28 protein-coding genes are annotated in these 25,406 nt (G+C 70.5%); 13 read left to right on the top strand and 15 right to left on the bottom strand.

Going from position 1 to position 25,406, the window contains the following annotated elements; genetic code table 11:
- Positions 1 to 154: 154 nt before the first annotated feature.
- Together ACYVJ3_RS13955 and ACYVJ3_RS13950 are read right to left on the bottom strand one after the other, a co-directional pair.
- The gene (locus ACYVJ3_RS13955) at positions 155 to 1,342 is read right to left on the bottom strand and encodes an NAD(P)-dependent malic enzyme (RefSeq protein ID WP_460853637.1); all 1,188 of its coding nucleotides are present in this window, start codon (positions 1,340 to 1,342) and stop codon (positions 155 to 157) included.
- Between the two features lie 58 nt (positions 1,343 to 1,400).
- Complete coding sequence (locus tag ACYVJ3_RS13950) at positions 1,401 to 1,736, bottom strand: S24/S26 family peptidase (RefSeq protein WP_460853636.1); 336 nt, start codon at positions 1,734 to 1,736, stop codon at positions 1,401 to 1,403.
- 66 nt (positions 1,737 to 1,802) lie between these two features.
- Here ACYVJ3_RS13950 and sodN point away from each other — a divergent pair, with 66 nt between their 5' ends.
- The 3 genes from sodN to ACYVJ3_RS13935 all read left to right on the top strand — a co-directional run bounded on the left by sodN (position 1,803) and on the right by ACYVJ3_RS13935 (position 3,535).
- A complete protein-coding gene (gene sodN, locus ACYVJ3_RS13945) occupies positions 1,803 to 2,204 on the top strand; it encodes a superoxide dismutase, Ni (protein WP_460853635.1) in 402 nt (133 codons plus the stop codon).
- Between the two features lie 112 nt (positions 2,205 to 2,316).
- On the top strand, positions 2,317 to 2,724 hold the full coding sequence (locus ACYVJ3_RS13940; RefSeq protein WP_460853634.1) for an ATP-binding protein: 408 nt from the start codon (positions 2,317 to 2,319) through the stop codon (positions 2,722 to 2,724).
- Between the two features lie 40 nt (positions 2,725 to 2,764).
- Positions 2,765 to 3,535 carry an RNA polymerase sigma factor SigF gene (locus tag ACYVJ3_RS13935; protein ID WP_460853633.1) on the top strand — a complete coding sequence of 257 codons (771 nt, stop codon included), beginning with the start codon at positions 2,765 to 2,767 and terminating at the stop codon, positions 3,533 to 3,535.
- Here the strand turns inward: ACYVJ3_RS13935 and ACYVJ3_RS13930 are convergent.
- Positions 3,511 to 3,918, bottom strand: coding sequence for a hypothetical protein (locus tag ACYVJ3_RS13930; protein WP_460853632.1), 408 nt, complete (start codon positions 3,916 to 3,918; stop codon positions 3,511 to 3,513). The two genes, ACYVJ3_RS13935 and ACYVJ3_RS13930, sit on opposite strands and share 25 nt — an antisense overlap.
- Before the next feature lie 177 nt (positions 3,919 to 4,095).
- Here ACYVJ3_RS13930 and ACYVJ3_RS13925 point away from each other — a divergent pair, with 177 nt between their 5' ends.
- Complete coding sequence (locus tag ACYVJ3_RS13925) at positions 4,096 to 4,350, top strand: WhiB family transcriptional regulator (RefSeq protein ID WP_460853631.1); 255 nt, start codon at positions 4,096 to 4,098, stop codon at positions 4,348 to 4,350.
- Between the two features lie 155 nt (positions 4,351 to 4,505).
- Here the strand turns inward: ACYVJ3_RS13925 and ACYVJ3_RS13920 are convergent, their stop codons facing one another.
- Complete coding sequence (locus tag ACYVJ3_RS13920) at positions 4,506 to 5,987, bottom strand: sensor histidine kinase (protein WP_460853629.1); 1,482 nt, start codon at positions 5,985 to 5,987, stop codon at positions 4,506 to 4,508.
- 114 nt (positions 5,988 to 6,101) lie between these two features.
- On the opposite strand from ACYVJ3_RS13920, the gene ACYVJ3_RS13915 reads away from it, so the two are divergent.
- Complete coding sequence (locus tag ACYVJ3_RS13915) at positions 6,102 to 6,926, top strand: DUF2785 domain-containing protein (protein ID WP_460853628.1); 825 nt, start codon at positions 6,102 to 6,104, stop codon at positions 6,924 to 6,926.
- A 4-nt stretch (positions 6,927 to 6,930) separates the two neighbouring features.
- Here ACYVJ3_RS13915 and ACYVJ3_RS13910 read toward each other — a convergent pair whose 3' ends face one another.
- The 7 genes from ACYVJ3_RS13910 to ACYVJ3_RS13880 all read right to left on the bottom strand — a co-directional run bounded on the left by ACYVJ3_RS13910 (position 6,931) and on the right by ACYVJ3_RS13880 (position 14,360).
- Positions 6,931 to 10,785 carry a beta strand repeat-containing protein gene (locus tag ACYVJ3_RS13910; protein WP_460853627.1) on the bottom strand — a complete coding sequence of 1,285 codons (3,855 nt, stop codon included), beginning with the start codon at positions 10,783 to 10,785 and terminating at the stop codon, positions 6,931 to 6,933.
- 155 nt (positions 10,786 to 10,940) lie between these two features.
- A complete protein-coding gene (locus ACYVJ3_RS13905) occupies positions 10,941 to 11,015 on the bottom strand; it encodes a 50S ribosomal protein bL37 (RefSeq protein WP_369759046.1) in 75 nt (24 codons plus the stop codon).
- A 77-nt stretch (positions 11,016 to 11,092) separates the two neighbouring features.
- Positions 11,093 to 11,929, bottom strand: a complete 837-nt coding sequence (locus ACYVJ3_RS13900) for an oxidoreductase (protein ID WP_460853626.1) — start codon at positions 11,927 to 11,929, stop codon at positions 11,093 to 11,095.
- A 42-nt stretch (positions 11,930 to 11,971) separates the two neighbouring features.
- A complete protein-coding gene (gene rsrA / locus ACYVJ3_RS13895; RefSeq protein ID WP_460853625.1) occupies positions 11,972 to 12,250 on the bottom strand; it encodes a mycothiol system anti-sigma-R factor in 279 nt (92 codons plus the stop codon).
- Positions 12,247 to 12,906, bottom strand: a complete 660-nt coding sequence (locus tag ACYVJ3_RS13890; RefSeq protein ID WP_460853624.1) for a sigma-70 family RNA polymerase sigma factor — start codon at positions 12,904 to 12,906, stop codon at positions 12,247 to 12,249. The genes rsrA and ACYVJ3_RS13890 overlap by 4 nt, the downstream gene beginning before the upstream one ends.
- Positions 12,907 to 12,978: 72 nt before the next feature.
- Positions 12,979 to 13,632 (bottom strand): alpha/beta hydrolase family protein, encoded by a 654-nt coding sequence (locus ACYVJ3_RS13885; RefSeq protein ID WP_460853622.1) that lies wholly within the window; start codon positions 13,630 to 13,632, stop codon positions 12,979 to 12,981.
- Positions 13,629 to 14,360: an SOS response-associated peptidase gene (locus tag ACYVJ3_RS13880; protein ID WP_460853621.1), complete on the bottom strand. Its 732-nt coding sequence runs from the start codon at positions 14,358 to 14,360 to the stop codon at positions 13,629 to 13,631. Before ACYVJ3_RS13880 ends, ACYVJ3_RS13885 begins: the two co-directional genes overlap by 4 nt.
- Before the next feature lie 27 nt (positions 14,361 to 14,387).
- Here ACYVJ3_RS13880 and aroA point away from each other — a divergent pair, with 27 nt between their 5' ends.
- From aroA to ACYVJ3_RS13850, 6 genes are all read left to right on the top strand, one after another.
- The gene (gene aroA / locus ACYVJ3_RS13875; protein ID WP_460853620.1) at positions 14,388 to 15,656 is read left to right on the top strand and encodes a 3-phosphoshikimate 1-carboxyvinyltransferase; all 1,269 of its coding nucleotides are present in this window, start codon (positions 14,388 to 14,390) and stop codon (positions 15,654 to 15,656) included.
- 1 nt (position 15,657) lies between these two features.
- Positions 15,658 to 16,662, top strand: coding sequence for a ribosome small subunit-dependent GTPase A (gene rsgA, locus ACYVJ3_RS13870; RefSeq protein WP_460853619.1), 1,005 nt, complete (start codon positions 15,658 to 15,660; stop codon positions 16,660 to 16,662).
- A 105-nt stretch (positions 16,663 to 16,767) separates the two neighbouring features.
- Complete coding sequence (locus tag ACYVJ3_RS13865) at positions 16,768 to 17,727, top strand: hypothetical protein (protein WP_460853618.1); 960 nt, start codon at positions 16,768 to 16,770, stop codon at positions 17,725 to 17,727.
- A 70-nt stretch (positions 17,728 to 17,797) separates the two neighbouring features.
- Positions 17,798 to 18,727, top strand: a complete 930-nt coding sequence (locus ACYVJ3_RS13860) for an inositol monophosphatase family protein (RefSeq protein WP_460853640.1) — start codon at positions 17,798 to 17,800, stop codon at positions 18,725 to 18,727.
- A 10-nt stretch (positions 18,728 to 18,737) separates the two neighbouring features.
- Positions 18,738 to 19,166: a CBS domain-containing protein gene (locus ACYVJ3_RS13855; RefSeq protein WP_460853617.1), complete on the top strand. Its 429-nt coding sequence runs from the start codon at positions 18,738 to 18,740 to the stop codon at positions 19,164 to 19,166.
- Positions 19,167 to 19,209: 43 nt separating this feature from the next.
- Complete coding sequence (locus tag ACYVJ3_RS13850; protein ID WP_460853616.1) at positions 19,210 to 20,757, top strand: sulfatase-like hydrolase/transferase; 1,548 nt, start codon at positions 19,210 to 19,212, stop codon at positions 20,755 to 20,757.
- Here ACYVJ3_RS13850 and ACYVJ3_RS13845 read toward each other — a convergent pair whose 3' ends face one another.
- Positions 20,758 to 21,129, bottom strand: coding sequence for an FKBP-type peptidyl-prolyl cis-trans isomerase (locus ACYVJ3_RS13845; RefSeq protein ID WP_460853615.1), 372 nt, complete (start codon positions 21,127 to 21,129; stop codon positions 20,758 to 20,760).
- 209 nt (positions 21,130 to 21,338) lie between these two features.
- Between ACYVJ3_RS13845 and ACYVJ3_RS13840 the strand changes: the two genes are divergently transcribed.
- Positions 21,339 to 21,596, top strand: coding sequence for a hypothetical protein (locus tag ACYVJ3_RS13840; protein ID WP_460853614.1), 258 nt, complete (start codon positions 21,339 to 21,341; stop codon positions 21,594 to 21,596).
- A 247-nt stretch (positions 21,597 to 21,843) separates the two neighbouring features.
- Here ACYVJ3_RS13840 and ACYVJ3_RS13835 read toward each other — a convergent pair whose 3' ends face one another.
- Entirely contained in the window at positions 21,844 to 23,235 is a 1,392-nt protein-coding gene (locus tag ACYVJ3_RS13835; RefSeq protein WP_460853613.1) for a hypothetical protein, read from the bottom strand.
- Positions 23,236 to 23,438: 203 nt separating this feature from the next.
- On the opposite strand from ACYVJ3_RS13835, the gene ACYVJ3_RS13830 reads away from it, so the two are divergent.
- Positions 23,439 to 23,690: a hypothetical protein gene (locus ACYVJ3_RS13830; RefSeq protein ID WP_460853611.1), complete on the top strand. Its 252-nt coding sequence runs from the start codon at positions 23,439 to 23,441 to the stop codon at positions 23,688 to 23,690.
- Between the two features lie 87 nt (positions 23,691 to 23,777).
- Here ACYVJ3_RS13830 and ACYVJ3_RS13825 read toward each other — a convergent pair whose 3' ends face one another.
- Together ACYVJ3_RS13825 and ACYVJ3_RS13820 are read right to left on the bottom strand one after the other, a co-directional pair.
- Positions 23,778 to 23,987, bottom strand: a complete 210-nt coding sequence (locus ACYVJ3_RS13825; RefSeq protein WP_460853639.1) for an RNA-binding S4 domain-containing protein — start codon at positions 23,985 to 23,987, stop codon at positions 23,778 to 23,780.
- Between the two features lie 97 nt (positions 23,988 to 24,084).
- Complete coding sequence (locus tag ACYVJ3_RS13820) at positions 24,085 to 25,353, bottom strand: DUF445 domain-containing protein (RefSeq protein ID WP_460853610.1); 1,269 nt, start codon at positions 25,351 to 25,353, stop codon at positions 24,085 to 24,087.
- Positions 25,354 to 25,406 lie beyond the last annotated feature (53 nt).

Genomic DNA, 25,406 nt, shown 5'->3' with positions numbered 1-25,406 from the left:
CCTACCCTGGATCTGCAAACCCCAGCCCAACGGCTGAACCAACTGCTGACCCAGGCAGCCTGACCACCCGTTGCTTAGACCGCTGGACCTTGAGCGCTTGGGAAGTGCAGGTTCGGCTGCATACCTTGGGAAACCTGCAGCGCAGGCGCCCCGATCAGGCGCGGGCGACCCCGTCGCGACGCGCGGCGTCGGCGACGGCGGTGGCGACGGCGGGACCGACGCGGGGGTCGAACGGGGTCGGGATGACCATGTCCTCGCGCAGGTCGTCGCCGACCAGCTCGGCGAGGGCGGTGGCCGCCGCGACCTTCATGTTCTCGGTGATCGAGGTGGCCTGCGCGTCGAAGGCACCCCGGAAGATCCCCGGGAACGCGAGCACGTTGTTGATCTGGTTCGGGAAGTCCGAGCGCCCGGTCGCGACGATGCGTGCGTGGCGGTGGGCGACGTCGGGGTGGACCTCCGGCGTCGGGTTGGCCATCGCGAAGATGATCGCGTCGTCGGCCATGGTCGCGACCACGTCCTCCGGGATCGTGCCACCGGAGACGCCGATGTAGACGTCGGCGCCGGCGAACGCGTCGGCGAGCGTGCCGGAACGGCCGTTCACGTCGGCGGTGATCGCGGCGAGGTCGCGCTTGACCTGGGTCAGGTCGGTGCGCTGCGAGCTGACGACGCCCTTGCGGTCGGTGACGACCATGTCCTTGATGCCGGCGGCCAGGAGGATCTTGGCGATCGCGACGCCGGCCGCACCGGCACCGGAGATGACCACGCGGGTGCTCTCCGGCGTACGTCCGGTCAGGCGCAGCGCGTTGGTCAGGGCCGCCAGCGTGACGACGGCCGTGCCGTGCTGGTCGTCGTGGAAGACGGGGATGTCGAGGCGCTCCTTGAGCCGGTCCTCGATCTCGAAGCAGCGCGGCGCCGAGATGTCCTCGAGGTTGATGCCACCGAACGACGGCGCCATGCGCACGACGGTCTCGATGATCTCCTCGGTGTCGGTGGTGTCGAGGCAGATCGGGATGCCGTCGACACCGCCGAACTCCTTGAACAGGACGGCCTTGCCCTCCATCACGGGCATCGCTGCGGCCGGGCCGATGTCGCCCAGGCCGAGGACGGCGGTGCCGTCGGTGACGATCGCGACGGTGTTCGGCACCCAGGTGTAGTGCTGGGTCAGCGACGGGTCCTCGGCGATGGCGGTGCAGACGTCGGCCACGCCGGGCGTGTAGGCCAGCGAGAGGGCTTCCTTGGTGTCGACCTTGGCCGTGGCTACGGTCGCGAGCTTCCCGCCGACGTGGAGGTCGAAGACCGGATCACCGGCACGTGGGTGCGAGGGGGCGGAAGCATCGGACACGACTAGCGATCCTCCCACACCATCGGTGACGGTCCGGTCGATCTCAGCGAGAGACGGGTCACAGCCTCACGGGCTGCGGCCAGAGACGCAGCAGGGCCACGGCGAGCACGTCCTGATCAGGGATCTCGCCCCAGTAGCGGGAGTCGACGGCCCCCGGCGCGACCTCGTCGCTCGCGTCCCCGCGGACCCACCACCCGTGCTCCCGGCGCTCGATCGCACGCTTCACGGCGAGCACGCCGTCGGCGTACCTCACGAGCACGACCCGTCCGTCCCGCGGGCGGGCGCCGTACCGCACCAGGAGGCGGTCCCCGGGGCGCAGGGTGGGGAGCATCGAGTCACCGCGGACCACGGCCATGCCGTACGCCGGCACACCCGCCTCCGCACGCCTGCCCATGCCGAGTAGTGTCGCAGTGAAGCAGGCACACATGCGTGTGCCTCCACGACTCACGAGAGGATCCGCATGTTCCAGCGTCTCTTCGCCCCGACCGTCGAGGTCTCCGCGCACTGCGACCTGCCCTGCGGCGTCTACGACCCCGCCCAGGCCCGGATCGAGGCGGAGTCGGTTCGCGCCGTCATCGCCAAGGCGCTCGACAGCGACGACCCCGACTTCCGCACGCGCGCCATCCTGATCAAGGAGCAGCGCTCCAACCTGGTCAAGGAGCACCTGTGGGTGCTGTGGACCGACTACTTCAAGCCGCCGCACTTCGAGAAGTTCCCGCAGCTGCACACCCTCATCAACGAGGCCACCAAGCTCGCGGGTGCCGGTGGCACCAAGGGCACCCTCGACCTCGAGGTCGCCGACCAGCTGCTCGCGAAGATCGACGAGATCGCGAACATCTTCGCCGAGACCAAGAAGGCCTGACCTTCTCAGTCAGCAAACACGACGGCCGCACCCCTCCACGGGGTGCGGCCGTTGTCGTAGTCTCAGGGGCAACGACCCCGATCTCGGAGGAACGATGGCGGAGACGAGCAGCGTGACAATCGGCGGATCCCACGGCACCGATGGTGCCCACGTCGAGCTTCGGCTGCCGGCCGACGGCGCCTACGTCTCGGTGCTGCGCACGCTCACGGCCGGTCTGGCCGCGCGCCTGGACTTCACCATCGACGACATCGAGGACCTGCGCATCGCGGTCAGCGAGGCGGTCGCGATGGTGCTCACGCAGGCCGACGTCGGCACCGAGCTGGTCGCGAACTTCGACCTTCGCTCCGACCGCCTGACCCTCGTCCTCTCGGCGGGCTCGGCCGCCCCGGCCGCCCACGACGAGGACAGCTTCGGCTGGCAGGTGCTCAAGACGCTGACCGCCGAGGCGTCCGTCGACGCCGTCCCGGGGACCTACGCCGTCCGTCTGGTGTCGACGACCGACCACGACCCGGAGATCTGACCAGACCATGGTGACGATCTCTCGGGGGGATGGCGCGCACGTGAGTGCGGTCGAGGAGACCAAGCGCCGCAGCGCCGCGCTGTTCGCGGAGCTGCGGTCACCGGAGTGCCCGGCGAGCGCCTGCGAGGCGCTGCGCCACGACCTGGTCCGGCTGCACCTGCCGCTGGTCGAGCACTGCGCCCGCCGCTTCCGCAACCGTGGCGAGGCGATGGAGGACCTCGTCCAGGTCGGCACGATCGGGCTGATCAAGGCCGTCGACCGGTTCGACCTGGAACGTGGGGTGGAGTTCTCGACGTACGCCACCCCGACGATCCTCGGCGAGATCAAGCGCCACTTCCGCGACAAGGGCTGGGCGATCCGGGTCCCGCGGCGTCTGCAGGAGCTGCGGATGCAGATCAACGGCTTCGTCGGGCCGCTGACCCAGAGCCTGGGCCGCTCCCCCACCCCGCGCGAGCTCGCCGAGGCGATCGGCTGCACGCTCGAGGAGATCATCGAGGCGCTGGAGTCCGGCAACGCCTACACGACGCTGAGCCTGGATGCCGGCGACGACTCCGACGACGGCCGCCCGAGCATGCTCGACGCCATCGGGATCGACGACGAGGGGCTCGACCAGGTCGAGATCCGGGCGTCGGTCCGGCCGCTGCTGGAGGGCCTGCCGCCGCGCGAGAAGAAGATCCTGCTGCTGCGGTTCTTCAAGAACATGACGCAGTCGCAGATCGCCGAGGAGATCGGTGTCTCCCAGATGCACGTCTCCCGACTGCTGACCCGCACGCTGGCGCAGCTGCGTCAGTCGTTGGACGCGGAGTCCTGATCCCGGCTGCCCTCGATCGCGGCGATGCTTGCCGGGTGCACCAGGCAGGCGATGGCGGCGACGCCGGCGATGGCCAGCGCGACCGCCGCCAGCGGCACGTGCCGTGACCCCCACGCGGTCAGCAGGACCACCAGCTGGCTGAACAGCACCGGCCCGCGGGCCCACGTGCGCAGCCGGACCAGGCCGACGCCCCCGGCGATCATCAGGACGCCGTACGCCGTGAAGGCGACAGCGATGCCTGCGGCGATCTCGCCATGCCCCTTCTCCACGGTCGCTACAGTGATGACAGCACCGATGATCATCGCGACGCCTTCAAGGGCCGCGATGGCAGCGGCCCCGAGCAGAGGAAGCGGGGCTGAGGGGGGCACAACGGGGTCAGACACGGCGTCACCCTAACGGCCGGAAAATCCACTTGTGATGCAACCGACCAGTGAGAACCCTTGATTCACACCCGTTTCCTTGGAAACCTAGGCGTGCGATCGTGAAGCCGTTCACTTTTGCCGCTTCACGTGTGCCCGAGGATCGACGGGCGAAAGCTGAGAAAGAGGACTTCCCTACCCATGGATTGGCGACACCGCTCTGCGTGCCTCGATGAGGATCCGGAGCTGTTCTTCCCGATCGGCAACACCGGCCCGGCCATTCTTCAGATCGAAGAGGCCAAGCAGGTCTGCCGACGCTGCGACGTGCGCGAGCAGTGCCTCGCGTGGGCGCTCGAGGCGGGACAGGACCACGGTGTCTGGGGAGGTCTGAGCGAGGACGAGCGTCGCGCACTCAAGCGCCGCAACGCCCGCGCCCGCGTCCGCACGGTTGTCTGAGGCGCGAGCCCGTCGCCGCTGATCGGCGCCTGGCCTCACTTACCCGCTTCGGCTCCTCCGGTCGCTGCGCTCCCTACGTCGCCTCATCGGGTGCGCTCGGCAACCGGCGCCGGCGGCGCCGTGCTGCCGCGCTTCGTCTGAGGCGCCCACAGACCTCAGTCGAGCGGGAGGACCACTTCCGCGAGCGTCCCGCCGCCCTCGGCAGGACCCACCCGCAGGCTGCCGCGCAGCTCTGACTCCACCAGCGTGCGCACGATCGAGAGCCCCAGGCTGCTGGTCGTGTCGAGGTCGAAGTCGGCCGGCAGTCCACGACCGTCGTCGGTGACCCGGATCGTGAGGCGTTCCTGGTCCCGCTCCGCGGCCAGACGTACGACGCCCTCGTCCCCTGCCGCGTAGCCGTGCTCGGCCGCGTTCTGCATGAGCTCCATGACGACCATCGCGATCGGTGTCGCGCGATCGGAGTCGAGGACGCCGAAGCGTCCCTCGCGGCGGACCCGCACCTGCGCGACCCCGCCGACGTCGGTGACCAGCCGCGCGAGCCGGTCGGCGATCTCGTCGAAGTCGACCGTCTCCTCGACCGCCTGGCTGAGCGTCTCGTGCACGATCGCGATCGAGCCGACGCGGCGCACCGCCTCCTCGAGCGCCGTCGCGGCCTCCCCCGGGCCGATCCGACGGGCCTGGAGGCGCAGCAGCGCGGCGACGGTCTGCAGGTTGTTCTTCACGCGATGGTGGATCTCGCGGATGGTGGCGTCCTTGGAGACCAGCTCGCGGTCGCGCCGGCGCAGGTCGGTGACATCGCGCAGCAGGATCAGGCCGCCGAGGTGCTCGTCGTCGGTGCGCAACGGGATCGAGCGAACGATCAGCACCGCACCCTCGCCGCTGGCCGCGCGCGAGGAGGTGCCGAACTCGATGTCGCGGGACGCCCGGGCACCGAGGACGGCGCTGAGGGTCTCCTCGTCGGGGCGGAACCGGGCCGGGACGAGGTCGCGGGTCAGGTCGGCGAGCAGGTGGCCGGTGAGGTCGTCGGTCAGGCCGAGCTTGCGGTAGACCGACAGCGCGTTGGGGCTGGCGTAGACGACGCGGCCAGCGGCGTCGACGCGGAGGAAGCCGTCGCCGACGCGGGGCGAGTCGGCGTGGTCGCTGCGCTGGCCCGGCGCGGGGAAGCGACCGGCCGCGATCATCTTGTTCAGGTCGCCCGCCGACTGCAGGTAGCTGAGCTCGAGGCGGCTCGGCGTACGGATGCCGAGCAGGTTGGTGGCGCGGTGGACGACGGCGATGACGCGGCCGTCCCGGCGTACGGGAACGGCCTCGACCCGAACCGGCACGTCGTCGCGCCACTCGGGATCGCCCTCGCGCATGATCCGGCCGAGCTCGTACGCCGCATCCACGAGCGGACGGCGGCCCGCAGGCAGCGCGCTGCCGACGATGTCCTCGACGTACGCCGTCGGGCCGGTGGTCGGCCGGACCTGGGCGCCCGCCCAGAAGCCGGCTCCGGACGCATCGGGCAGCCACATCACGAGGTCGGCGAAGGACAGGTCGGCGATGATCTGCCAGTCGGCCAGCAGGAGCTGCAGCCACGCGATGTCAGCATCCTCCATCGCCGTGTGGCGGCGCGCGATCGAGGCGAGCGTGGGCATGGCCCGCACACTATCGACGCCGAATGTGCCGATGCGGGATCGGTTGGCAGAATGGCTGTTCTGGGGATCCGTTCTGGGGAATCAGCGGCTCGGGAGGGCTGGATGATGACAGCGGTGGACTGGCGGCTCGTTCCGACCAGCGACTACCGGGTTCCGCACGGCGTACCACTCGCCGATCTCACCGCGGAGCTGACCGAGCTGCTCGGCCACCCCGAGCCCGCTCGCCGCGACGTCGCGATCGCGGTCCTCACCACCTGGATCTCGCGCGGCGTGTACGACGACCTGCTCCCCGGCCTGGGCGACGGCATCGCCGCCGGACTGACCATCCCCCGCAAGGCACCGGCGTACGACGGCGTCCACCGCCGCGTCGCCTCCGCGATGGTGCTCGGCCGCTGCATCGCACGCGACACCGAGCACCCGCTGGTGCCGCCCGCCAGGATCCTCGACTGGGGCGACCGGATCGCGACCTGGCTGCTGGCCGAGAAGGACCTGCGTGCCCACGCCGGCGATCGCGGGTGGGTCCAGGCGATCGCGCGCGGCGCCGACGCGCTGTCCGAGCTGGCCCGGTCACCGCGGGTCGGCCCTGCGGAGCTGTCCGCGATCCTCGACGTGATCGGCGAGCGGGTGATGGCGAACGTCCCGGCACCCTGGACCGGGTTCGAGGCGGACCGGCTGGCCCACGCTGCCGTACAGGTCCTGCGACGCGACCGGCTGAGCATCGACGAGGTCGAGGACTGGGCCGAGAAGCTCGGCCAGCGCGCGCTCGGGCACTGCGCGGGCGCCACCGCCCCCGACCACGGTGGCGCGAACGCCGATGCCTTCCTGCGCTCCCTCTACCTCGTGCTGGTGCTCGGCCCGCGCCCGCCCGCGATCCGGGGCGACCTGGTGCTGACGCTGGTCAACTTCCTGCGCGAGCTCCACCCCGACCTGCTGGCCTGACGCACTAGCCGATGAGGCCCATCTGGGCCGTCGCCGGCATCCACTTCGCGCTGCCGGCGAAGACCGCGACCAGGTTCTGGTTGAGGATCGGCTGGAGCACCGTGCTGATCACGCCCGGGTTGCAGGACGCGACGCCCTGGGTGTTCGTGACGCCCGAGCACAGCACGGTCGAGCCGGCCTTGAACGTCACGGTCTGGCCGGCGATCGCCTGGGGCGGGATGCCGCCGGTGAGCGTCGCGGAGAGCGTGCCGAGGTTCAGCCCGTTGCTCAGGATCACCGGCGGTCCGTAGAGCGCCGTCGTGCCCTTGGTGAGCATGATCGAGAGCTGCTTGGTCGCCGTCTGGCCGGTGCCGTCGGCGACCTTGACGGTGAAGGTGTAGGTGCCGGAGTCGGCCGTCGGCTTGCCGGTCACGTGTCCGTCGGCACCCAGCGAGAGACCGTCGGGCAGCGAGCCCGCGCTGACGCTGAAGACGTACGGCGCGAGGCCACCTGCCGCGCTCACCTGGGCGTCGTACGCCTGACCGACCTGCCCGTTCGGCAAGCTGGTCGTCGCGATCGAGACCGGCGGCACCACATCGACCGTCACGGCGTACGACGCATCGCTGCCGATGCCGTTGGTGGCGTGCAGGGTGAGCGTGTAGCTGCCGACCGCGTCGTTGGTCGGCTTGCCGCTCAACGTGGCAGTGCCGTTGCCGTTGTCGACGAGGGTCACGCCGGCCGGCAGTGCGCCGGTGCGGGTGATGGTCGGGACCGGGTAGCCCACCGCGGCGTACGCGAACGAGGTGCTCTGGCCGGCGACCATCCGGACCGCCTGCGGCCCGGCCAGCGACGGGGCCTCGTCGACGGTCACGTGGACGGCGTGCGTCGCGTCCGCGCCGATGCCGTTCGTGGCGGTCACGGTGGCGTCGTACTCGCCGCCGGAGCCCGCCGCCGGCTTGCCGGAGATGCCCGAGCCGTGCAGGTCCACGCCTGCCGGGAGGCCGGTCGCGCTCAGCGTCGGGGCCGGATAGCCGCCGACGGTGAGGTCGGTCGAGGCCGCGGTGCCGACGGTGTACGTCGCACTGCCCGGACCGGTCACGGAGGGCGCCTCGTCGACGGTCAGGCGGAACGGCCAGGCCGCGTCGGGCCCGGTGCCGTTGCTGCCCCGGACGGTCAGCGGGTACACGCCGCCGGTGCCGGTCGCGGGGGTACCAGCGATGGTGCTGGTGCCGGAACCGCCGTCGGTGAAGGTGACACCTCCGGGCAGCGTCCCGTCGACCGTCTGCGTGGCGATCGGGAAGCCCCCGGTCTGGGTGAAGACGTCCGCGCCGCCCGCGTGACCAACCGTGAACGTGTCGGACGACGGGCCACTGAGGGTCGGTGCCTGGTGCACCACGACGGTGACCGGGTAGTCGGTCGCGCCGGCCTCGTTCGTCGCCGTGATGGTCGCGTGGACCTCGGCACCCGGGCCGGTCGGCGCGCCGCTCAGGGCGGCGGTGCCGTCGCCGTTGTCGACCAGGCGCAGGCCGGCCGGGAGGCCGGTCGCGGTGAGCGTCGGCAGCGGGCTGCCGGTCGCGGTGTAGGTCGAGGCGTCGGTCGCGCTGCCCACCGTCACGTCGAGGTGAGCCGGACCGTCGACCGTCGGGGCGTGCTGCTTGGCCTCGACCGCGCCGATGTCGCACTTCGCGCCCTGCGGGCGCGCGGTGCCGCGCTCGTCGGTGGCGTCGCAGAGCGCGATCGGGGTGTCACTGACGGCGTCGTTGGTGGTCGCGGTCGCGCCGGCCGTGATCCGGTCGAGTGCCGGGCTCGCCGGGCCGGGGAGGTACGTCGCACCGATGCCGCCGTTGGCGCCAAGGGCACCCAGCTGCGGGTCCTGGGCGCTGCCGAGGGCACACGTGGTCGCACCGGAGCCGACCAGGTTGCTGCCACCGTTGGTGACCGCGAGGTTGCAGGCGGAGCCGCCGTTGCCCGCGATGATCGAGCCGGCGACGCCGACGGTGGCGTTGGACATCGCCAGGACGCTGAACCCGTTCGTGGCGGCGGTGTTCTCCGAGAGCGTCGAGCGGGCGACGGAGACCTTCGAACCCACCGCGAGGATGGCGCCGCTGGTCGAGGAGGCAACGTTGCCGGCGATCGTGGAGTCGCTGATCGCGAGCTGGTTGACGGTGCCGCTGCCCGACGACCAGGCCGAGATGGCGGAGCCGGCGTACCCGTGGTTGCCGTCGATGGTCGTACGTCGAACGCTCACCTTGGTGGTGGCGTTGGCCGTGCCGCTGCCGCTGTAGACGGCGCCGCCGAGGCCGGTGGTGTTGCCGGAGGTCCAGGTGGCCGTGTTGCCGCTGAGCGCGGAGTCGGCGACGTCGAGCGTCGCGCCGTTGTAGAACGCGCCACCGCCGAGCTGGGTGGCGACGTTCTGGGAGGCGACCACGCTCGTCACCGACGCGCTGCTCGCGTTGACCAGCGCGCCGCCGGCGACCGCGGAGTTGCCGTTGAGGTGCCCGCCGCGGACCGTGAGCGTGCCGGGCGCGGCATTGGAGAGCGCGCCGCCGGCGAACGCCGCGGTGTTGTTGTCGAGGCTGCTGTCGACCAGGGTCGCCGTCGGGTTGTCGGCGGCGACGGCCGGGCCGTTGTAGAGCGCGCCGCCCTGGTAGGAGGCGTTGTTGCCGGAGATCGAGCTGTTGCGGACCGTCAGGCTGCCCGCGTTGGCGACTGCCGCACCGCTCTGCGCGGTGTTGTTGGAGAGGCTCGCGCCACCGAGGAGCGAGGTGGTCGTGTTGCCGGTCGTGTAGATCGCGCCACCGGAGGTGGGCGCCGAGTTGCCGTTGAAGGTGGTGCCGTCGGCCGAGGCGGTGGTCGGCGCGGTCGGCGTACCGCTGACGTAGAGCGCGCCGCCGTAGTTGGTCGTCGCCTTGTCGTTGCTCAGCTCGCCGCCGGTGACGGCCAGGTTGGCCGTCGAGTAGACACCGCCGCCGAGGGCAGCGGTGTTGCTGCTGACCGTGTCGCCCTGAAGGGTCGCGGGCTTGGCGGTCGCGAACCCACCGCCGATGAAGGCGCTGTTGCCGGTGAAGGTCGAGCCGGTCGCGGTGAAGGACGGTCCGGCGACGTACACGCCGCCGCCGTAGCCGGCATTGGCGACCGGACCGGCGGTGTTGTTGCGGAAGGTCGCGTTGGTGACCGTGGTCGGGCCGAGCGTGAGCAGGCCGCCGCCGAGACCGAGTGCCTTGCCGGCGCCGTCGGACTTGTTGTCGGCGACCAGCGTGCCGTCGATCTTGAGCGTGGCCGCGGCCGCGCCGAGGATGCCGCCGCCCCAGCCCTGGTTGGCGGCCGTCGCGGTCGCGGTGTTGCCGGTGACCGATCCCTGGTTCATGGTCAGCGAGCCGTTGGCGACGTACACGCCACCACCGTTGATCGCGGCGCTGTTGGTGACGTTGACGTTGGTCGTCGTGACGGTGCCGTTGACGATCGGGAGCGCGCCGCCGGCCTGGTAGTGACCACCGGTCAGGGTGAGGTTGGTCAGGTTGACCGCACCGGCCGCGTTGACGCCGAGCGCCCAGCCGGCCGTCGTGCTCGCGCTGCCCGTGAACGTCGCTCCCCCGTCGAGGCCGACGATCGAGATCGCCTTGCCGATGAGCGGGCGGTCGGCGTACGAGCCCGCCGCGACGTTGATGGTGTCTCCCGCCGCCGCCTTCGCCAGCGCGTAGGTCACCGTCGAGCACGGCGTGGCCGCGGGGCCACAGGCCGCGGTGTTGGCGCCGGTCGTGGCGACCGTCCAGGTGGTCGCGGCGTGCGCCGGCCCGGCGGCCGCGAGGGCCGAACCGGTCGTCGCGATCGCGAGCGAAGTGGCGACGAGCAGGCGACGCGCAGCGCGCGGAACAGCCATGGGGACCTCAGGTACGTCGGGCCCGAGAACAGGGGGAGCCGGAACTCTCGCGACGCTAACACCTGGTGTCGGTCGTCACAGCCGATCGGACAAGAAGCCAGAAACGCACGAACCCCGGGCCGGATGGCCAGGGGTTCGTCGACGCTGGTGAGCGCTCAGGCGTTGGGGCGCTTGCCGTGGTTCGCGCCCTTCTTCTTCCGAGCGCGGCGCTTGCGGCCGGTCTTGCCCATGGTTCCTCCTACGTACAGATGACGGTCCAGTCTCGCAGCAAGTGGGTCACCGCCGAAAACGGGACCGCTCCTCGGCCCTACCTCGGCTGCGGGAACTGCGCCTTCATGGCCAGGTCCCAGGCCCGGTCGCTCATCAGCCGGCGGGTGGCGATGGCCGCGGTGGCCGACGGCGTGACGGTGTAGCGGGGCTTGGGGTGCTTCTTGGTCAGGGCCCTCTCGATCACCTTGGCCACTGCCTCCGGCGGACCGCCCAGCTTGGCCATCGGGCCGGCGTACGCCTCCTTGGTGGACTTCAGGACCGCCCGGTTGAAGCGGGCGTAGGGGCCGTCGCCCTCGGTCAGCCCCGCCATGCCGGCCTCCACCTTGGCGTCGAACTCGGTGGTGATGAGGCCGGGCTCGACCAGCACCACCTGGACCCCGAAACCGGCGACCTCGAAGCGCAGGGCGTCGGAGAGGGCCTCCACGGCGTACTTGCTGGCGTGGTAGGCGCCCCCGCCGGGGAAGGTGAGCTTGCCGCCCATCGAGCCGATGTTCACGATCCGTCCGCTCCCCTGCTCGCGCAGGTGCGGCAGGACCAGCTGGGTGAGCCGGATCAGGCCGAAGACGTTGGTCTCGAACTGACGGCGTACGTCGGCCACGTCGACGGACTCCAGCGCGCCGGACTGGGAGTAGCCGGCGTTGTTGACCAGTGCGTCGATGCGACCGGATCCCTCGAGGACGGTGGCGACGGCCGCCTGCATGGACGCCTCGTCGTTGACGTCCAGCGCGACCGTGCGGCAGCCCTGGGCCGCGAGGTCGGTGAGGTTCTCGGGCTTGCGGGCCGACGCCCACACGTCCCATCCGGACTTCTTGAGGCGGGCGGCGGTCGCCGCGCCGATGCCGGAGGAGCAGCCGGTGATGAGCACGGTCTTCATGGCGCGATCATCGCGCAGACGGTGCTCGTTGCGGCAGGGGTCTTAGGACTCGGAGATGTCGAGGCGGATCTGCGAGATCTGGATCCGGACCCGCTCACGCAGCTCGACCGGAGCGGTCTCGGAGCAGGAGCGGTGGACCAGCGCCTTGACCGTCCGCTGCAGGTCGTAGCGCTCCAGGCAGGGGCTGCACCCGTCGATGTGGGCGCGCACGATGCTGCAGTCGCCCTCCTCGAGCTCGTTGTCGATCAGCCGGACGATGCGCTCGAGGAAGTCGGCGCAGTCGGCGTTCGAGACCTCGTCGTGGGAGTGGTCGTGGCTCATCGCTTGCCCTCGATCGGAGCGTCGCCACCGGTGGCGACGTAGTCGGAGAGCATGTCGCGCAGCTGGCGGCGACCGCGGTGCAGGCGGGACATGACCGTCCCGATCGGGGTGTCCATGATCTCCGCGATCTCCTTGTAGGCGAAGCCCTCGACGTCGGCGAGGTAGACGGCCAGGCGGAACTCCTCGGGCAGGCGCTGCAGGGCCTGCTTGACCTGGCTGTCGGGAAGGTGCTCCAGCGCCTCCATCTCGGCCGACTTCAAGCCGCCCGAGGTGTGCGCCTCCGCGCGAGCGAGCTGCCAGTCCTCGATGTCACCGCTGTCGCCGGTCAGCGACTGCTGCGGCTGGCGCTGCTTCTTGCGGTAGCTGTTGATGAAGGTGTTGGTCAGGATCCGGTAGAGCCAGGCCTTGAGGTTGGTGCCCGGCTTGAACTGGTGGAAGGCGGAGAACGCCTTGGCGAACGTCTCCTGGACCAGGTCCTCCGCGTCGGTCGGGTTGCGGGTCATCCGCATCGCGGCGGAGTAGAGCTGGTCGAGGAAGGGCAGCGCGTCACGCTCGAAGCGGGCGGCGCGATCCTCGGGGGACTCGGACGCGACGTCGATCTCCTCCGGGGCGTCGGCGGAGGCTTCGAGGTCGGTCAGGTCAGAGAGCTCGGACATCGCGGTCCAGCCTAGAGGCGCGGTCCGCACCGGCCGCTCCAACGTCGCCATCATGAGAAGCAGAACGCCTCGTCATGACGGTCCATTCCCGGCGATCTCGCGCGTGAGCCACTCGGCAGCGCTCTCCGCCACGAGGTCGAGGGCCTGCTGCTGGGAGATCGGCGACGACCTCGGCACCTTCAGGCCGTGGTCGGCGGTGGGCACGACGGCCATGGCGACCGTGTCGGGCAGCGGGTCGGGGAACTCCTCCGGTCGGCCCATCGGGTCGCGCTCGCCCTGGACGACCAGGGTGCGGGTGCCGGCGTCGAGCAGCTCCTGGAGCCGGGACCGCTCCGGCTTGCCGGGCGGGTGGAGCGGGAACGAGATCGCCAGGACCCCTTGGGCACCGAGCTCGCGGGCGCAGCGCAGCGCCGAACGGGCCCCGGCCGAACGACCACCGACGACGAGCGGCGCCGACGAGGTGAGGCTGGCGGCGGCTGCCCTCAGGCCGACGTCGAGCGTGGCCGGCGGTGAGGCCACCTTGCGCCCCGCCCGCACCCACGGCTGCTCGAACAGGACCACCGTGATGCCGGCGCGCGGAAGCTCGTCGGCGAGCGCGACCAGGTCCGGCGAGTCGATCCCGCGCCCGGCCCCGTGGCTGAGCAAGAGGGTGGCGATCGGGGCGTTCGCGCGCTGGGTGACCAGCCGGCCCTCGCCGTACTGGGTCTCGATGATCCGCTCGCTCACAGCAGCGTCTCCGGGGCCTCGGCGTCGATCGGCTCGACCAGCTCGGGGCCGTTGTTGCGGACGTTGCCGACCGCCTTGTCGACGGGGTACGCCGTCAGCCCGGACTGCTGCGCCGGGACGACGAGCTCCTCGAGGTGGTCCGGGGTGGTCTCGGCCGAGAGCCAGGCGGAGCGGCGCTCGCGCGGGACGACCAGCGGCATCCGGTCGTGGATGCGGCCGATGTCGTCGGTGGCCTCGGTGGTCAGCACGGTGGCGGTCCAGCGGAAGGCCTCGGGGTCGTCCTCGGGCAGGCTCTGGTCGCGCCAGATCTCGTAGAGCCCCGCCATCGCCAGCACTCCCCCGTCGGCGGGACGGATGAAGAACGGCTGCTTGACCGGCTTGCCCTTGAGGGTCAGCTCGGTGTCGTACCACTCGAAGTAGCCGTCGGCCGGCAGCAGGCAGCGGCGGCTCGCCCAGGCCTTGCGGAACGCCGGCTTCTCGGCGGCGGTCTCGAGGCGGGCGTTGATCATCCGCGCGGCCCCCTTGGCATCCTTGGACCACGACGGGACCAGGCCCCAGCGCAGGAGACGGAGCTGGCGCTCGTCGTGGCGCTCGAGCACGGCGTACACCTTGTCGGTGGGGGCCACGTTCCACGACGGCGCGAGCCGCTCGCTGATCCGTGGGTCCAGGACGTCGAACTCCTCGGCCAGGTCCTCTGCACTCCGGCTGGATGCGTAGCGCCCGCACATACCGCCAACCGTAGACTGCTGCGCGAGATGACTGCCGAGAACTACGCCGCGCCCCTCGCCCCGTCCGCGCTGCAGGCGACCGTGCGACTCCCCGGCAGCAAGTCGCTCACCAACCGGGCGCTGATCCTCGCGGCCCTGGCCGACGGTCCTTCCGTCGTACGCCGGGCCCTGCGCTCGCGCGACACGCTGCTGATGGCCTCCGCGCTGACGTCGCTGGGCGCTGCCGTGGACACCTCGGGCGACGACTGGGCGGTGACCCCGCTGACGGGGTCCGTGCCCGGCGACGCCGCCGCGGTCGACTGTGGCCTCGCGGGCACCGTGATGCGGTTCGTGCCACCGGTCGCCGGCTTGGTCGCGGGCTCGGTCGCGTTCGACGGCGACGAGCACATGCGCAACCGGCCCGTCGGCGAGATCCTGTCGGCGCTGCGAGGCCTGGGGATGGACGTGTCGGAGGGCGACTCGCTGCCGTTCACCGTCTCCGGAAACGGCGCGGTCCCCGGCGGCACGGTCGTGATCGACGCGTCGGCGTCCTCGCAGTTCGTCTCGGCGTTGCTGCTGGCGGGCGCCCGGTTCGAGCGCGGGATCGACGTACGACATGACGGGAAGCCGATCCCGTCGCAGCCCCACATCGACATGACCGTCGCGATGCTGCGCGCACGCGGCGTCGAGGTCGACGACTCCGACGCCAACCGCTGGGCGGTCGCGCCCGGGCGGATCAAGGCCCTCGACGAGGCGATCGAGCCCGACCTCTCCAACGCCGCACCGTTCCTCGCGCTCGCAGCCGTCTCCGGCGGCACCGTCACCGTCGCCGACTGGCCCTGGCACACGACGCAGGCCGGTGACGCGCTGCGCCAGATCCTGGCCGACATGGGCTGCACCGTCTCGCTGACCGCTTCGGGGCTCACCGTCACCGGCCCCGAGGTGCTGGAGGGCGTGGAGCTCGACCTGCACGACGTCGGCGAGCTGACGCCAGCCATCGCGGCACTCTGCGCTGTGGCCTCGACGCCGTCGCGGCTCACCGGCGTCGAGCACATCCGGATGCACGAGACCGACCGGCTGGCCGCGCTCGCGCGCGAGCTCACCTCTCTGGGAGCCGATGTCGACGAGCTGCCCGACGGGCTCGTGATCCGCCCCGCTCCCCTGCACGGCGGCCTGTTCCGCACGTACGCCGACCACCGGATGGCCCACGCCGGCGTCATCATCGGCGCCGCGATCCCCGGGGTCGAGGTGGAGGACATCGCCACGACCTCGAAGACGTTCCCCGACTTCGCGACGTTCTGGTCCGGGCTGTTCTGAGATGGCGCGCTACACCGACCACGACGTCGAGCACTACGACCGACCGCGCCGGCGTACGCGCCCACGCACCAAGGACCGTCCTGCCCACGACGACGCCGTCGACGGCCTCGTCATCACCGTCGACCGGGGCCGGTTCACGCTGCTCGTCGCCGGACGCTCGGTCTACGCGATGAAGGCGCGGCCGCTGGGCCGCAAGGGTGTCGTGGTCGGCGACCGGGTCCGGGTCGTCGGCGACGTGTCCGGCGACGACGGCAGCCTGGCGCGGATCGTCGAGGTGCATCCGCGCACCACCACGCTGCGGCGTACGGCCGACGACGACGACCCGGTCGAGCGGATCATCGTCGCCAACGCCGACCAGCTCGTCGTCGTCACCGCGCTCGCCGACCCCGAGCCGCGACCGCGGCTCATCGACCGGGCCCTCGTGGCGGCGTACGCCTCGGGCATGAAGCCAGTGCTCTGCCTGACCAAGTCGGACCTGGCCGACCCCGAGACGCTGCTGTCGACGTACCGCTCCCTGGGCGTGCCGTACGTCGTCACGCAGCGTGGCGGCGAGCTCGAGGCCGTGCGCGAGATCCTCGAGGGCCACACCAGCGTGCTGGTCGGCCACAGCGGCGTCGGCAAGTCGACGCTGGTCAACGCGCTCGTGCCGTCGGCCGACCGGCTGGTCGGGCACGTCAACGCGGTCACCGGGCGGGGCCGGCACACCTCCACGTCGGCGTACCTCATGGAGCTGCCGGCCGCGGCCGGCTCGACCACCGGAGGCGGCTGGATCATCGACACCCCCGGCATCCGGTCGTTCGGGCTCGCCCACGTGCAGCCCGAGCAGCTGATCGAGGCGTTCCCCGACCTCGACGAGATGACCGAGGAGTGCCCACGCGGCTGCACCCACGGCGAGGACGAGCCCGAGTGCGGCCTGGACGACGCGATCGCCGAGGGTCGCGCCGACGTCGAGCGGGTGACCTCGTTCCGGCGGTTGCTCGCTGCTCGGTCGGTCACCGACTACTAGGTGGAGTGCCCCACTCACCTGGTGCGTGGCGGACTCCACCTACGTGCCTGTGGATGATCCAGACCGCCCCTCGACATGCGGAGGGAGCCGACCGAGGGTCGGTCCATGCCGCTCGACACCGATGAGCTCTCCCACCTGCTGACCTGGGTGCAGGACGGCGTGGTGTCCCGGCGACAGATCCTCCGACTCGGCGGGACCGACCACGACATCGCACGGCTCGTACGCCGCCGCGAGCTGGCGCCCATGCACACCGGGGTCTACGTCAACCACACGGGCCGGCCGTCGCGTCGTCAGCTCGAATGGGCGGCGGTCCTCGCGTGCTGGCCGGCAGCCCTCGCCGAGGAGTCGGCGTTGCCCGGCCACCCACTCGACGTGGTGATCGTGGCGGTCGAGCTGCACCGCCGGTTGAAGCCGCCTGACCGGGTCTGGGTGCGACGTACGGCCGGGCTGCCGGCGCGCGTCGTCCCGCGAGCGCGACCACCTCGGGTGCAGCTCGAGCACGCGACGATCGACGTCATGGCGCGCAAGGTCGCTGCCGACGACATCGCGGGGGCATTCATGACCCTGGCCGAGGTCTGCCAGAGCCGGCAGACGAGTCCGTCCAAGATCGCTGCCGCTCTCGCCGGTCGAGGCCGGGTCGCCGGCCGGCGGACGATCGCAGCGATGCTCGACGACCTGACCACCGGCGCCTGCTCGGTGCTCGAGCGCGGCTACCTCCATCACGTCGAACGCGCCCACGGCCTGCCGCGGGGAACGCGCCAGGTGTTGAGCACAGCGACGGGCGAGATGAGTCGGCATGACGTTCGCTACGAGGAGTTCGGCGTCGAGGTGGAGCTCGACGGTCGCGCCTTCCACGACAACGCGCGAGCCCGCGACGCCGACGCGCGCCGCGACCTCGCCGAGCTGGTCGTCTCCGACGTGAGGACGGCGCGGTTGACCTACGGCATGGTCTACGGCGCGGCGTGCTGGACGGCTCGGATGATCGCGGACCTGCTCCGCCGGCACGGCTGGGCCGGCGACCTCCGGCCGTGTCCCCGCTGCCCGGCGAGGCGGCGTACGGCTTAGGTGGAGTCCGTCGCTCACCTGGTGCGTGGCGGACTCCACCTACGCGCTCCGTGCCCGCCGAGCCAGTGGCCTGGGAGCCGACGTGCCCGGGGACCACTATGTTGAGGGCGTGGCTGGACCCGACTACACCGACGACCTGCGCCTGGCGCACCTGCTCGCGGACGACGCGGACTCCATCTCGATGGCGCGCTTCAAGGCCCTCGACCTGCACGTGATGAGCAAGCCCGACCTCTCCCCGGTCACCGATGCCGACCAGGCGGTCGAGCAGTCGATCCGGCGTACGTTGTCCCGGGCGCGCACGCGTGACGCCGTCACCGGTGAGGAGCAGGGCACCGCCGGCCACTCCCAGCGGCGCTGGATCGTCGACCCGATCGACGGCACCAAGAACTTCGTGCGCGGCGTCCCCGTGTGGGCGACCCTCATCGCGCTCGCCGTCGACGACGAGGTGGTGCTCGGTGTCGTCTCCGCGCCGGCCCTGCAGCGGCGCTGGTGGGCGGTCAAGGACGGCGGCGCGTGGACCGGCAAGCTGCTCAAGCCGGTGCGGTGCGAGGTCTCCGACGTACGCCGCCTCGAGGACGCCTCGCTGTCCTACGCCTCCCTCGGGGGGTGGGAGGACGCCGGCCTCGGCGAGGACTTCCTGGCGCTGATGCGCCGTTGCTGGCGCACGCGCGCGTACGGCGACTTCTGGTCCTACATGCTCCTCGCCGAAGGGGCCGTCGACATCGCCGTCGAGCCCGAGCTCGAGGTCTACGACATGGCCGCCCTCGACATCATCGTGCGCGAGGCCGGCGGCCGGTTCACTTCGCTGGCCGGCGAGGACGGCCCGTGGGGTGGCAACGCGCTCGCCACCAACGGCCACCTGCACGACGCGTCGCTGGCGTTCGTTGGCAGCGTCTCGGGCGACGAGGACGACCCGGACTGGCCGGCCCATGGCCCCGGCTCGGTCTCCGACCTGCGCTCGCGACGTCGACCCGAGACAGGCGACGACGCCGAGGAGTAGCCTGCGTCACATGCGCATCGGCGACGTGCTGACCAAGAAGTCCTCCGGTTCCGTGGTGACGATCAGCCCGGACGCGAGCGTGCGTGAGCTGGTCGCGGTGCTGGCCGAGCACAACATCGGTGCGGTGATCGTCAGCGCCTCCGGCGCGATGGACGGCATCGTCTCCGAGCGCGACGTCGTACGCCGCCTCGCCTCCGACGGCACGGTCGTCAACAACACCGTCGGCGCGATCATGACCGCCGTCGTGTCGACCTGCTCCCCCGACGACGCGCTCGACGACGTGCTGCACGTGATGACCGACAAGCGATTCCGCCACATCCCCGTCGTGGACGGCGAGGACCTCGTCGGCATCGTCAGCATCGGCGACCTGGTCAAGCACAAGATCGACCAGCTGCAGTTCGAACGTGACCAGCTCGACAGCTACGTCCACCAGGGCTGACGGTTCGCCCACGCCGTCGCGGAAGGCCACCTAGTATCTCGGCGTGACGAGCCATCCCACCCACGCCCTTCCCCGGCGGCGCCGAGCGAGGTGGGTCCTGGCGATGGTGGTCACGATCCTGCTCGCCTCCGGGACGGCGGCCGCGCTGGTGGTGTGGTCGGGGCACGGCGTACGACCGGCGCCGTCGGCACTGGCCGCGACGCCGACCGATGCGCCCTCGGAGCCCGGCACGGTCGCCACCGGCGTACCGCCCTCGAAGCAGCCGAACATCGTGATGATCGTCGTCGACGACATGCGTGCCGACGAGCTGCAGTACCTGCCCCACGTGCGCCGGCTGCTGGTCGACCGCGGCACGACGTTCACCCACGCGCTCTCGCCCCACCCGCTGTGCTGCCCGGCGCGCGCCGAGATGGTGACCGGGGAGTACGCGCAGAACAACGGCGTGCACCACAACGTCGGCCCGTACGGCGGGTTCCCGGCCCTGATCGATCCCGACAACAACCTCGGCGTGTGGCTGCAGAAGGCGGGCTACTGGACCGGCTTCGTCGGCAAGTTCCTCAACGACTACACCGGCGCCGAGCGGGTGGCGGGCTGGGACATGTGGAAGGCCGCGATCAAGCACGTCTACGAGTACGACCGCGTGCAGTACTTCGGCGGCCCGGTGATCAAGGGGTACGCCGCCGACACGACCACCCGCTTCACCAACCGGGCGATCGACGAGGGACACCGCTCGGGCAAGCCGTTCTACGTCGTCGGCAACTATCTCGCCCCGCACGACACGGTGACCAGCGCCGGGATCTCGCTGCCGGTGCCGGCGCCTCGCTACGCCCACGCCTGCGACGACATCCAGCCCGACTACCTCACGAACCCGGCGTTCGAGACCCCCGAGGTCAACGGGCTGCCGAGCAGCATGCAGAGCGGGCCGCACCCGCCGAGCGACTTCGTCACCGAGTCCCGTGCCCGCATCTGCGCGCTGCGCTCGGTCGACGACGGCATCGCCACGATCATCGAGAACCTCAAGGTGACCGGCGAGCTCGCGGACACCGACATCGTGTTCGTCTCCGACAACGGGTTCAACCTCGGCGAGCACCTGCTGCACGGCAAGAACTGGCTCACCGACGAGTCGCTCGACGTGCCGGTGGTCGCGGCGGGACCGGACTTCCCGGTCGACCGCGAGGAATCGGTGCCGATCAGCCTGGTCGACCTGCCGGCGACGTACCTCCAGCTGGCGGGCGGCGTACCGGGCCGCACCCAGGACGGGCTGAGCATCCTGGACCTGATCGGCGCGCGGACGCCGCCGCGGGACACGATGCTGATCCAGACCGGCGACGCGATCGAGGACAGCACCCCGGGGTTCGCCTATCGGGGCGTGACCACCGCGCGCTACCTCTACGCGATCGACCCGAGTGATCCGTCCGTCGGTCTGCTGCAGGACCGCCGGGCCGACCCGCACGCGCTCGTGAACGTCTTCGACGACGCTCGGTACGCCGACGTGCGGGCCGCCCTGCAGCAGCGGCTGGAGGCGCTCATGGGGTGCTCCGGGTCTGACTGCAACCAGACCTTCGGGACCCTGCCGGCGCCTCGCGGCTGATCAGCTGACGCCGAGCAGGTCCACCACGAAGATCAGGGTCTCGCCGCCCTTGATGACGCCGCCGGCGCCACGGTCGCCGTAGCCCAGGTGCGGCGGGATGACCAGCTTGCGACGGCCACCGACCTTCATGCCCTGCACGCCCTGGTCCCATCCGGAGATGACCTGGCCGATGCCGAGCTGGAACTTCAGCGGGGCGCCACGGTTGTACGACGCGTCGAACTCCTCGCCGGTGCTGTGCGCGACGCCGACGTAGTGGACGCTGACGGTGTTGCCGGACTTGGCCTCGGCGCCCTCACCCTCGGTGATGTCCTCGATGACGAGGTCGGCCGGCGGCGGGAAGTCGGGGAAGTCGATCTCAGGCTTGTCAGTCATGCGGCAAGCCTACGGACCCTCGCGACCGCGTCACCGCTGCGGCATGCGTGACGGCGGAAATCACCCGTCTGTGGGCCACCGGACACGTGCTGCGCTGGTCGCTCAGTGCGTGGTTGACGGACGTTAGTCAACCCTCGAGGCGACTGCCACTCGCGGTGATGACCGGCGAACACAGTCGCCTCGGGGAGGGCGGCCCGCCATGATGCGGCATGGCCGAGCACCTGATGATGACGACGACCGACGGCTGGGCATGCAGGCACGCCTCGCTCGCGAATCCCAAGGGCACCCGGAACGACCTGCCCCACCTGCTGCGTCGGACGGCCGATCTGATCGAGGAGCTCGGCATCAAGCCGAGGGAGCTGATGGACGTCGTGATCCACGAGGAGACCACCGCAGACGGTCCGTCGTGGTCCACCACGGTCTACTGGTCGCCGAAGACGAAGACGAAGAAGAAGGACCCGGCCTGACAGGTCGGTGAGCAACGGGTCCCCACCCAGCCTCACTCACCTGTGAGTGAGGTTCACCAGGGCAGGTTGTCCGGTACGTCGCCCGTGGCGACGCGCGGCTTCTGGCCCATCACCTCCACGACGTCGCCGGCGACTCGTAGGTGGTTGACGGAGTCCCTCGACCACTCGCCGTGCCGGCGGCGCGAGGGAGTCGGCGGTTGACCACAAACGATCGACCAGGTGTCGAGTCCAGCCGCCTAGAAAGCGGTTACAGCTCGCTCACTGCCCCCTCGACGCGCGGCGGCGCGCTCGAGAGATCGTCGACAGGCTGCGGATCATCTTGCGACGACAGCGCCGTCGACGACAGGACAGGCCTCACATCGACTGGCGGCTCGGGCTCCTGTCGGAGCTTCGGTGGAGCGGCAGACCACGCCTTCATGTTCTGGAGGACCAGTTCATAGAAGCTGTCCACAGAATCAATCATCGAGTCGATGAAGGCCCCACGACCACGACCACGCTTCGAGCCAAGCGGCGTGGTCTGGGCGACGGTGAACGCACGGATCTCCTTGCCGGGATCAGCCACCAGGACAGCAGCATCCTCACGGACCTTGGCGAGCAACTCAGCAGCGCCGTGACCGCGCTGATTGAGCACCGCCGCCTCGATGCGCAGCGACCCAGGTGCGTCCTTGAGCTGGCGAGCGAGCCAGTTGACCCTCGTGGCAGGACGCCCCGTCTTGGGCGCGTCCACAACGACTTCACAGGTGATCTTGTTGGCGCGAAGGTCCGCGACCACACGAATGTCGCCAACGGTGTCAGGGATGCGGATCGAGCCGGACAACGTGCCGTTGTCGACCAGCGCTGCCCGAAGTGCCTGCGCGCGGAGGGACGGCTCGGAACGTTCCTTACGGCTGAGCTGGTGGGACACCTCAGTGCCGAGACGACGGCCCAGGTGAAGCGAGGAGTAGCGAAGCAGCGCGTCGAACCGAGCCACAACGTCGGTGATGCTCTTGTCGTTCGCGCGGAGGGTGCCAGCGGCCACAGCCTCGCGCACAGGCACCCAATCGGCGCCCATGTCGTCAAACTCGAGCGCTCCCGACTTCGGGTGCTCCAGATATCGGATCAGCTCACCGAGGATCCACGCCTGATCGGGGTCGGAGACGCCACGGTGTTCCTTCTGCATCACAGCCGTACTGAGAACGTCGGACCAGGACAGGTGCTTGAGCGTGACCCTCTTGAGCTTCCGCCTGTCCACGGTCGTCGGGTGCTGGTCAGCGCTAGCGGGGATCTCGTTCGAGATCGTCACAAGAGCGTCGTAGCCCTGCTCCCGCGCGATATCGAGGTACGCCTCAAGCTGCTCGGTCTGGAGCAGGTTCTTGCCGGTTTTGACCTCCACCAGAGCGACCCACGTCTTTGAGCCGCGAGAGACACGGATCAGCCCGTCTGGGCGCCACGGCTTCTCTCCGAGCTTGAACGGAACCTCGATGAAGGCCTCGACATTGCCAGCAGGTGCACCCAGCGGACCGAGGATCGCTCGGTTGAACTCCTTGACCGACCCGAGGACCGCGAGCAATGCGGATGTCGCTCGTCGCTCCTGCTCTTCGGCCCCCGAGATCCCCGACGTGGGAATCAGGCGAGCTGCGTGCCAGGACTCTTCGCTCATGCGTTGCAGGGTAAAGCTGACCGGCGACGGAATGCAGTGGTTCGGCCTGAAGAAGACTTTTCGACCGCCTTATATGGTCAGGCGCACGACAGGTTAGCGTCGGACTGCCTGAGAACGTTCGTCAACCGTGAGACGCACTCTGCTCGCAGCGACTGCCAGCGAAGCCGGTCGCGCCGGAGCGCCGGGCGCGCGATGATGCCGAGGTGGCTAAGCGCAGGATGATGACGACGGCCGACGGCTATGAGTGCCGACACGTCTCGATCGCCAACCCCAAGGGAAAGCACGAGACCGACCTGCCGAGGCTCTTGCGGACTGTCGCTGAGCTCATCGAGGAGTTGGCGATCAAGCCCATGGAGCTGATGGATGTCGTCATCAGGTCGGAGATCACCGGAGACGGACCGCGGTGGTCCGCGACGATCTACTGGGCCCGCGACGCCTCACCTTCCGGCGAGTGACGGACAAGCGTCACGTCACCGTGGTCGAGATGCACGTTCCGGTCGGGTCCTGACGAAATACCCAGCCACAACCTGCATCTCGGCGGGCTACCAGGGAAGGTTGTCCGGTACGTCGCCCGTGGCGACGCGCGCCTTCTGGCCCATCAGCTCCACGACGTCGCCGGCGACGAGCTGGCGGCCGCGGCGCAGCTCGACCTCGCCGTTGACCGTGACATCGCCCGAGGGGCAGACGATCTTGGCGTCGGAGCCGTTGTCGATCAGGTTGGCGAGCTTGAGGAACTGCCCCAGGCGGATCATGTCGTCGCGGATCGGGACGTCCTGGCCGTCGAAGGTCTCGACGGGCCCGACCACCGAGGGGTCCTTCTTCTTGCGACCGAACATGGCTCGAGCCTAGTCAGTTGATGGCGACGGAGATCGCGTGGATGGCCACGCCGACCAATCCGCCGACGATCGTGCCGTTGATCCGGATGAACTGGAGGTCGCGGCCGACGTGCAGCTCGATGCGGCGGGCGGCCTCCTTGCCGTCCCAGCGCTCGATCGTATGGGTGATGACCTTGGTCAGCTCGCTGCCGTACCGGTCGACGGCGAACACGGCTGCGTCGGCGGACAGCTTGTCCACGCGCGCTCGCAGGCCGGCGTCGGCCAGCAGACGCGCGGAGAGGTTCTCGACCTCGATCATGAGGCGGCGGCGTACGGCTCCGTCCACGTCGGCCAGCGACGAGAGCAGCGCCTTGCGCAGCGCGTTCCAGAGCGTGATGGCGGTCGAGATGACAGCCGGGTGGTCGAGCATCCGGTTCTTGAGGCGCTCGGCCCGCTCCTGGGTCGCCGGGTTGCTCTGCAGGTCGGCCGCGAGCTGGGTGAGCATCGAGTCCAGCGCCTTGCGCGCGCGGTGGGTCGGCGTGTCCCGGATCTCGCCCATCCAGCGCACCATCTCCAGGTGCAGCCGGCCGATGACGTAGGTGTTGACCGACTCCGGGGCCCACCACGGGGCGCGCTCGCCGATGACGTCGTGGACGGTGTCCGGGTTGGCGACCAACCAGCCGTGCAGCTCGTCGAGCATCAGGTCGACCAGGCCGTGGTGCAGGTCGTCGCGCAGCGCCTCGTCGAGCAGCCCACCGAGCAGCGGGGCGATCGGCTCCTCGCGGAACCGCGGCACCAACGCCTCGTTGACCAACGCCTCGATGTGGTCCGGGCGCACCTTGCCCAGACCCACCCGGGCCACCTCGGCGGTCTCGTTGACCACGCGCGTCGCGTTCTCCGGCACGGCGAGCCACTCGCCCACCCGCTGGCCGATCTCGATGCCGAGCACCCGCTCCCGGATGACCTCCTCCTGGAGGAAGTTCTCGTGGACGAACTCCTCCAGGCCCTTGCCCAGGTCGTCCTTGCGCTTCGGGATCAGCGCCGTGTGCGGGATCGGCAGGCCGAGCGGGTGCTTGAACAGGGCGGTGACCGCGAACCAGTCGGCCATCGCACCGACCATCGAGGCCTCGGCCCCGGCGTTCACGTAGCCCCAGAACCCGTGCCGGCGGAGGGTGGCGACGTACACGATCGCCGCGAACGCCAGCAGCGAGACCGCGACCGTGCGCATGGTGCGCAGCTTGCGGCGGCGTACGGCGTCCGCGCTCTCGTCCGTCGGGATCATCGGTCCGCTCACGGCGGCCATCCTGCCCTACGGCGTGTGCTGCGCCGTCGTACGCCGTTCGGCTGGTCTACTCG

The sequence above is a fragment of the Nocardioides montaniterrae genome, from assembly GCF_054782655.1.
Note: the sequence above shows the minus strand (reverse complement) of the source record. Positions and strands in the feature narration are given on the sequence as shown.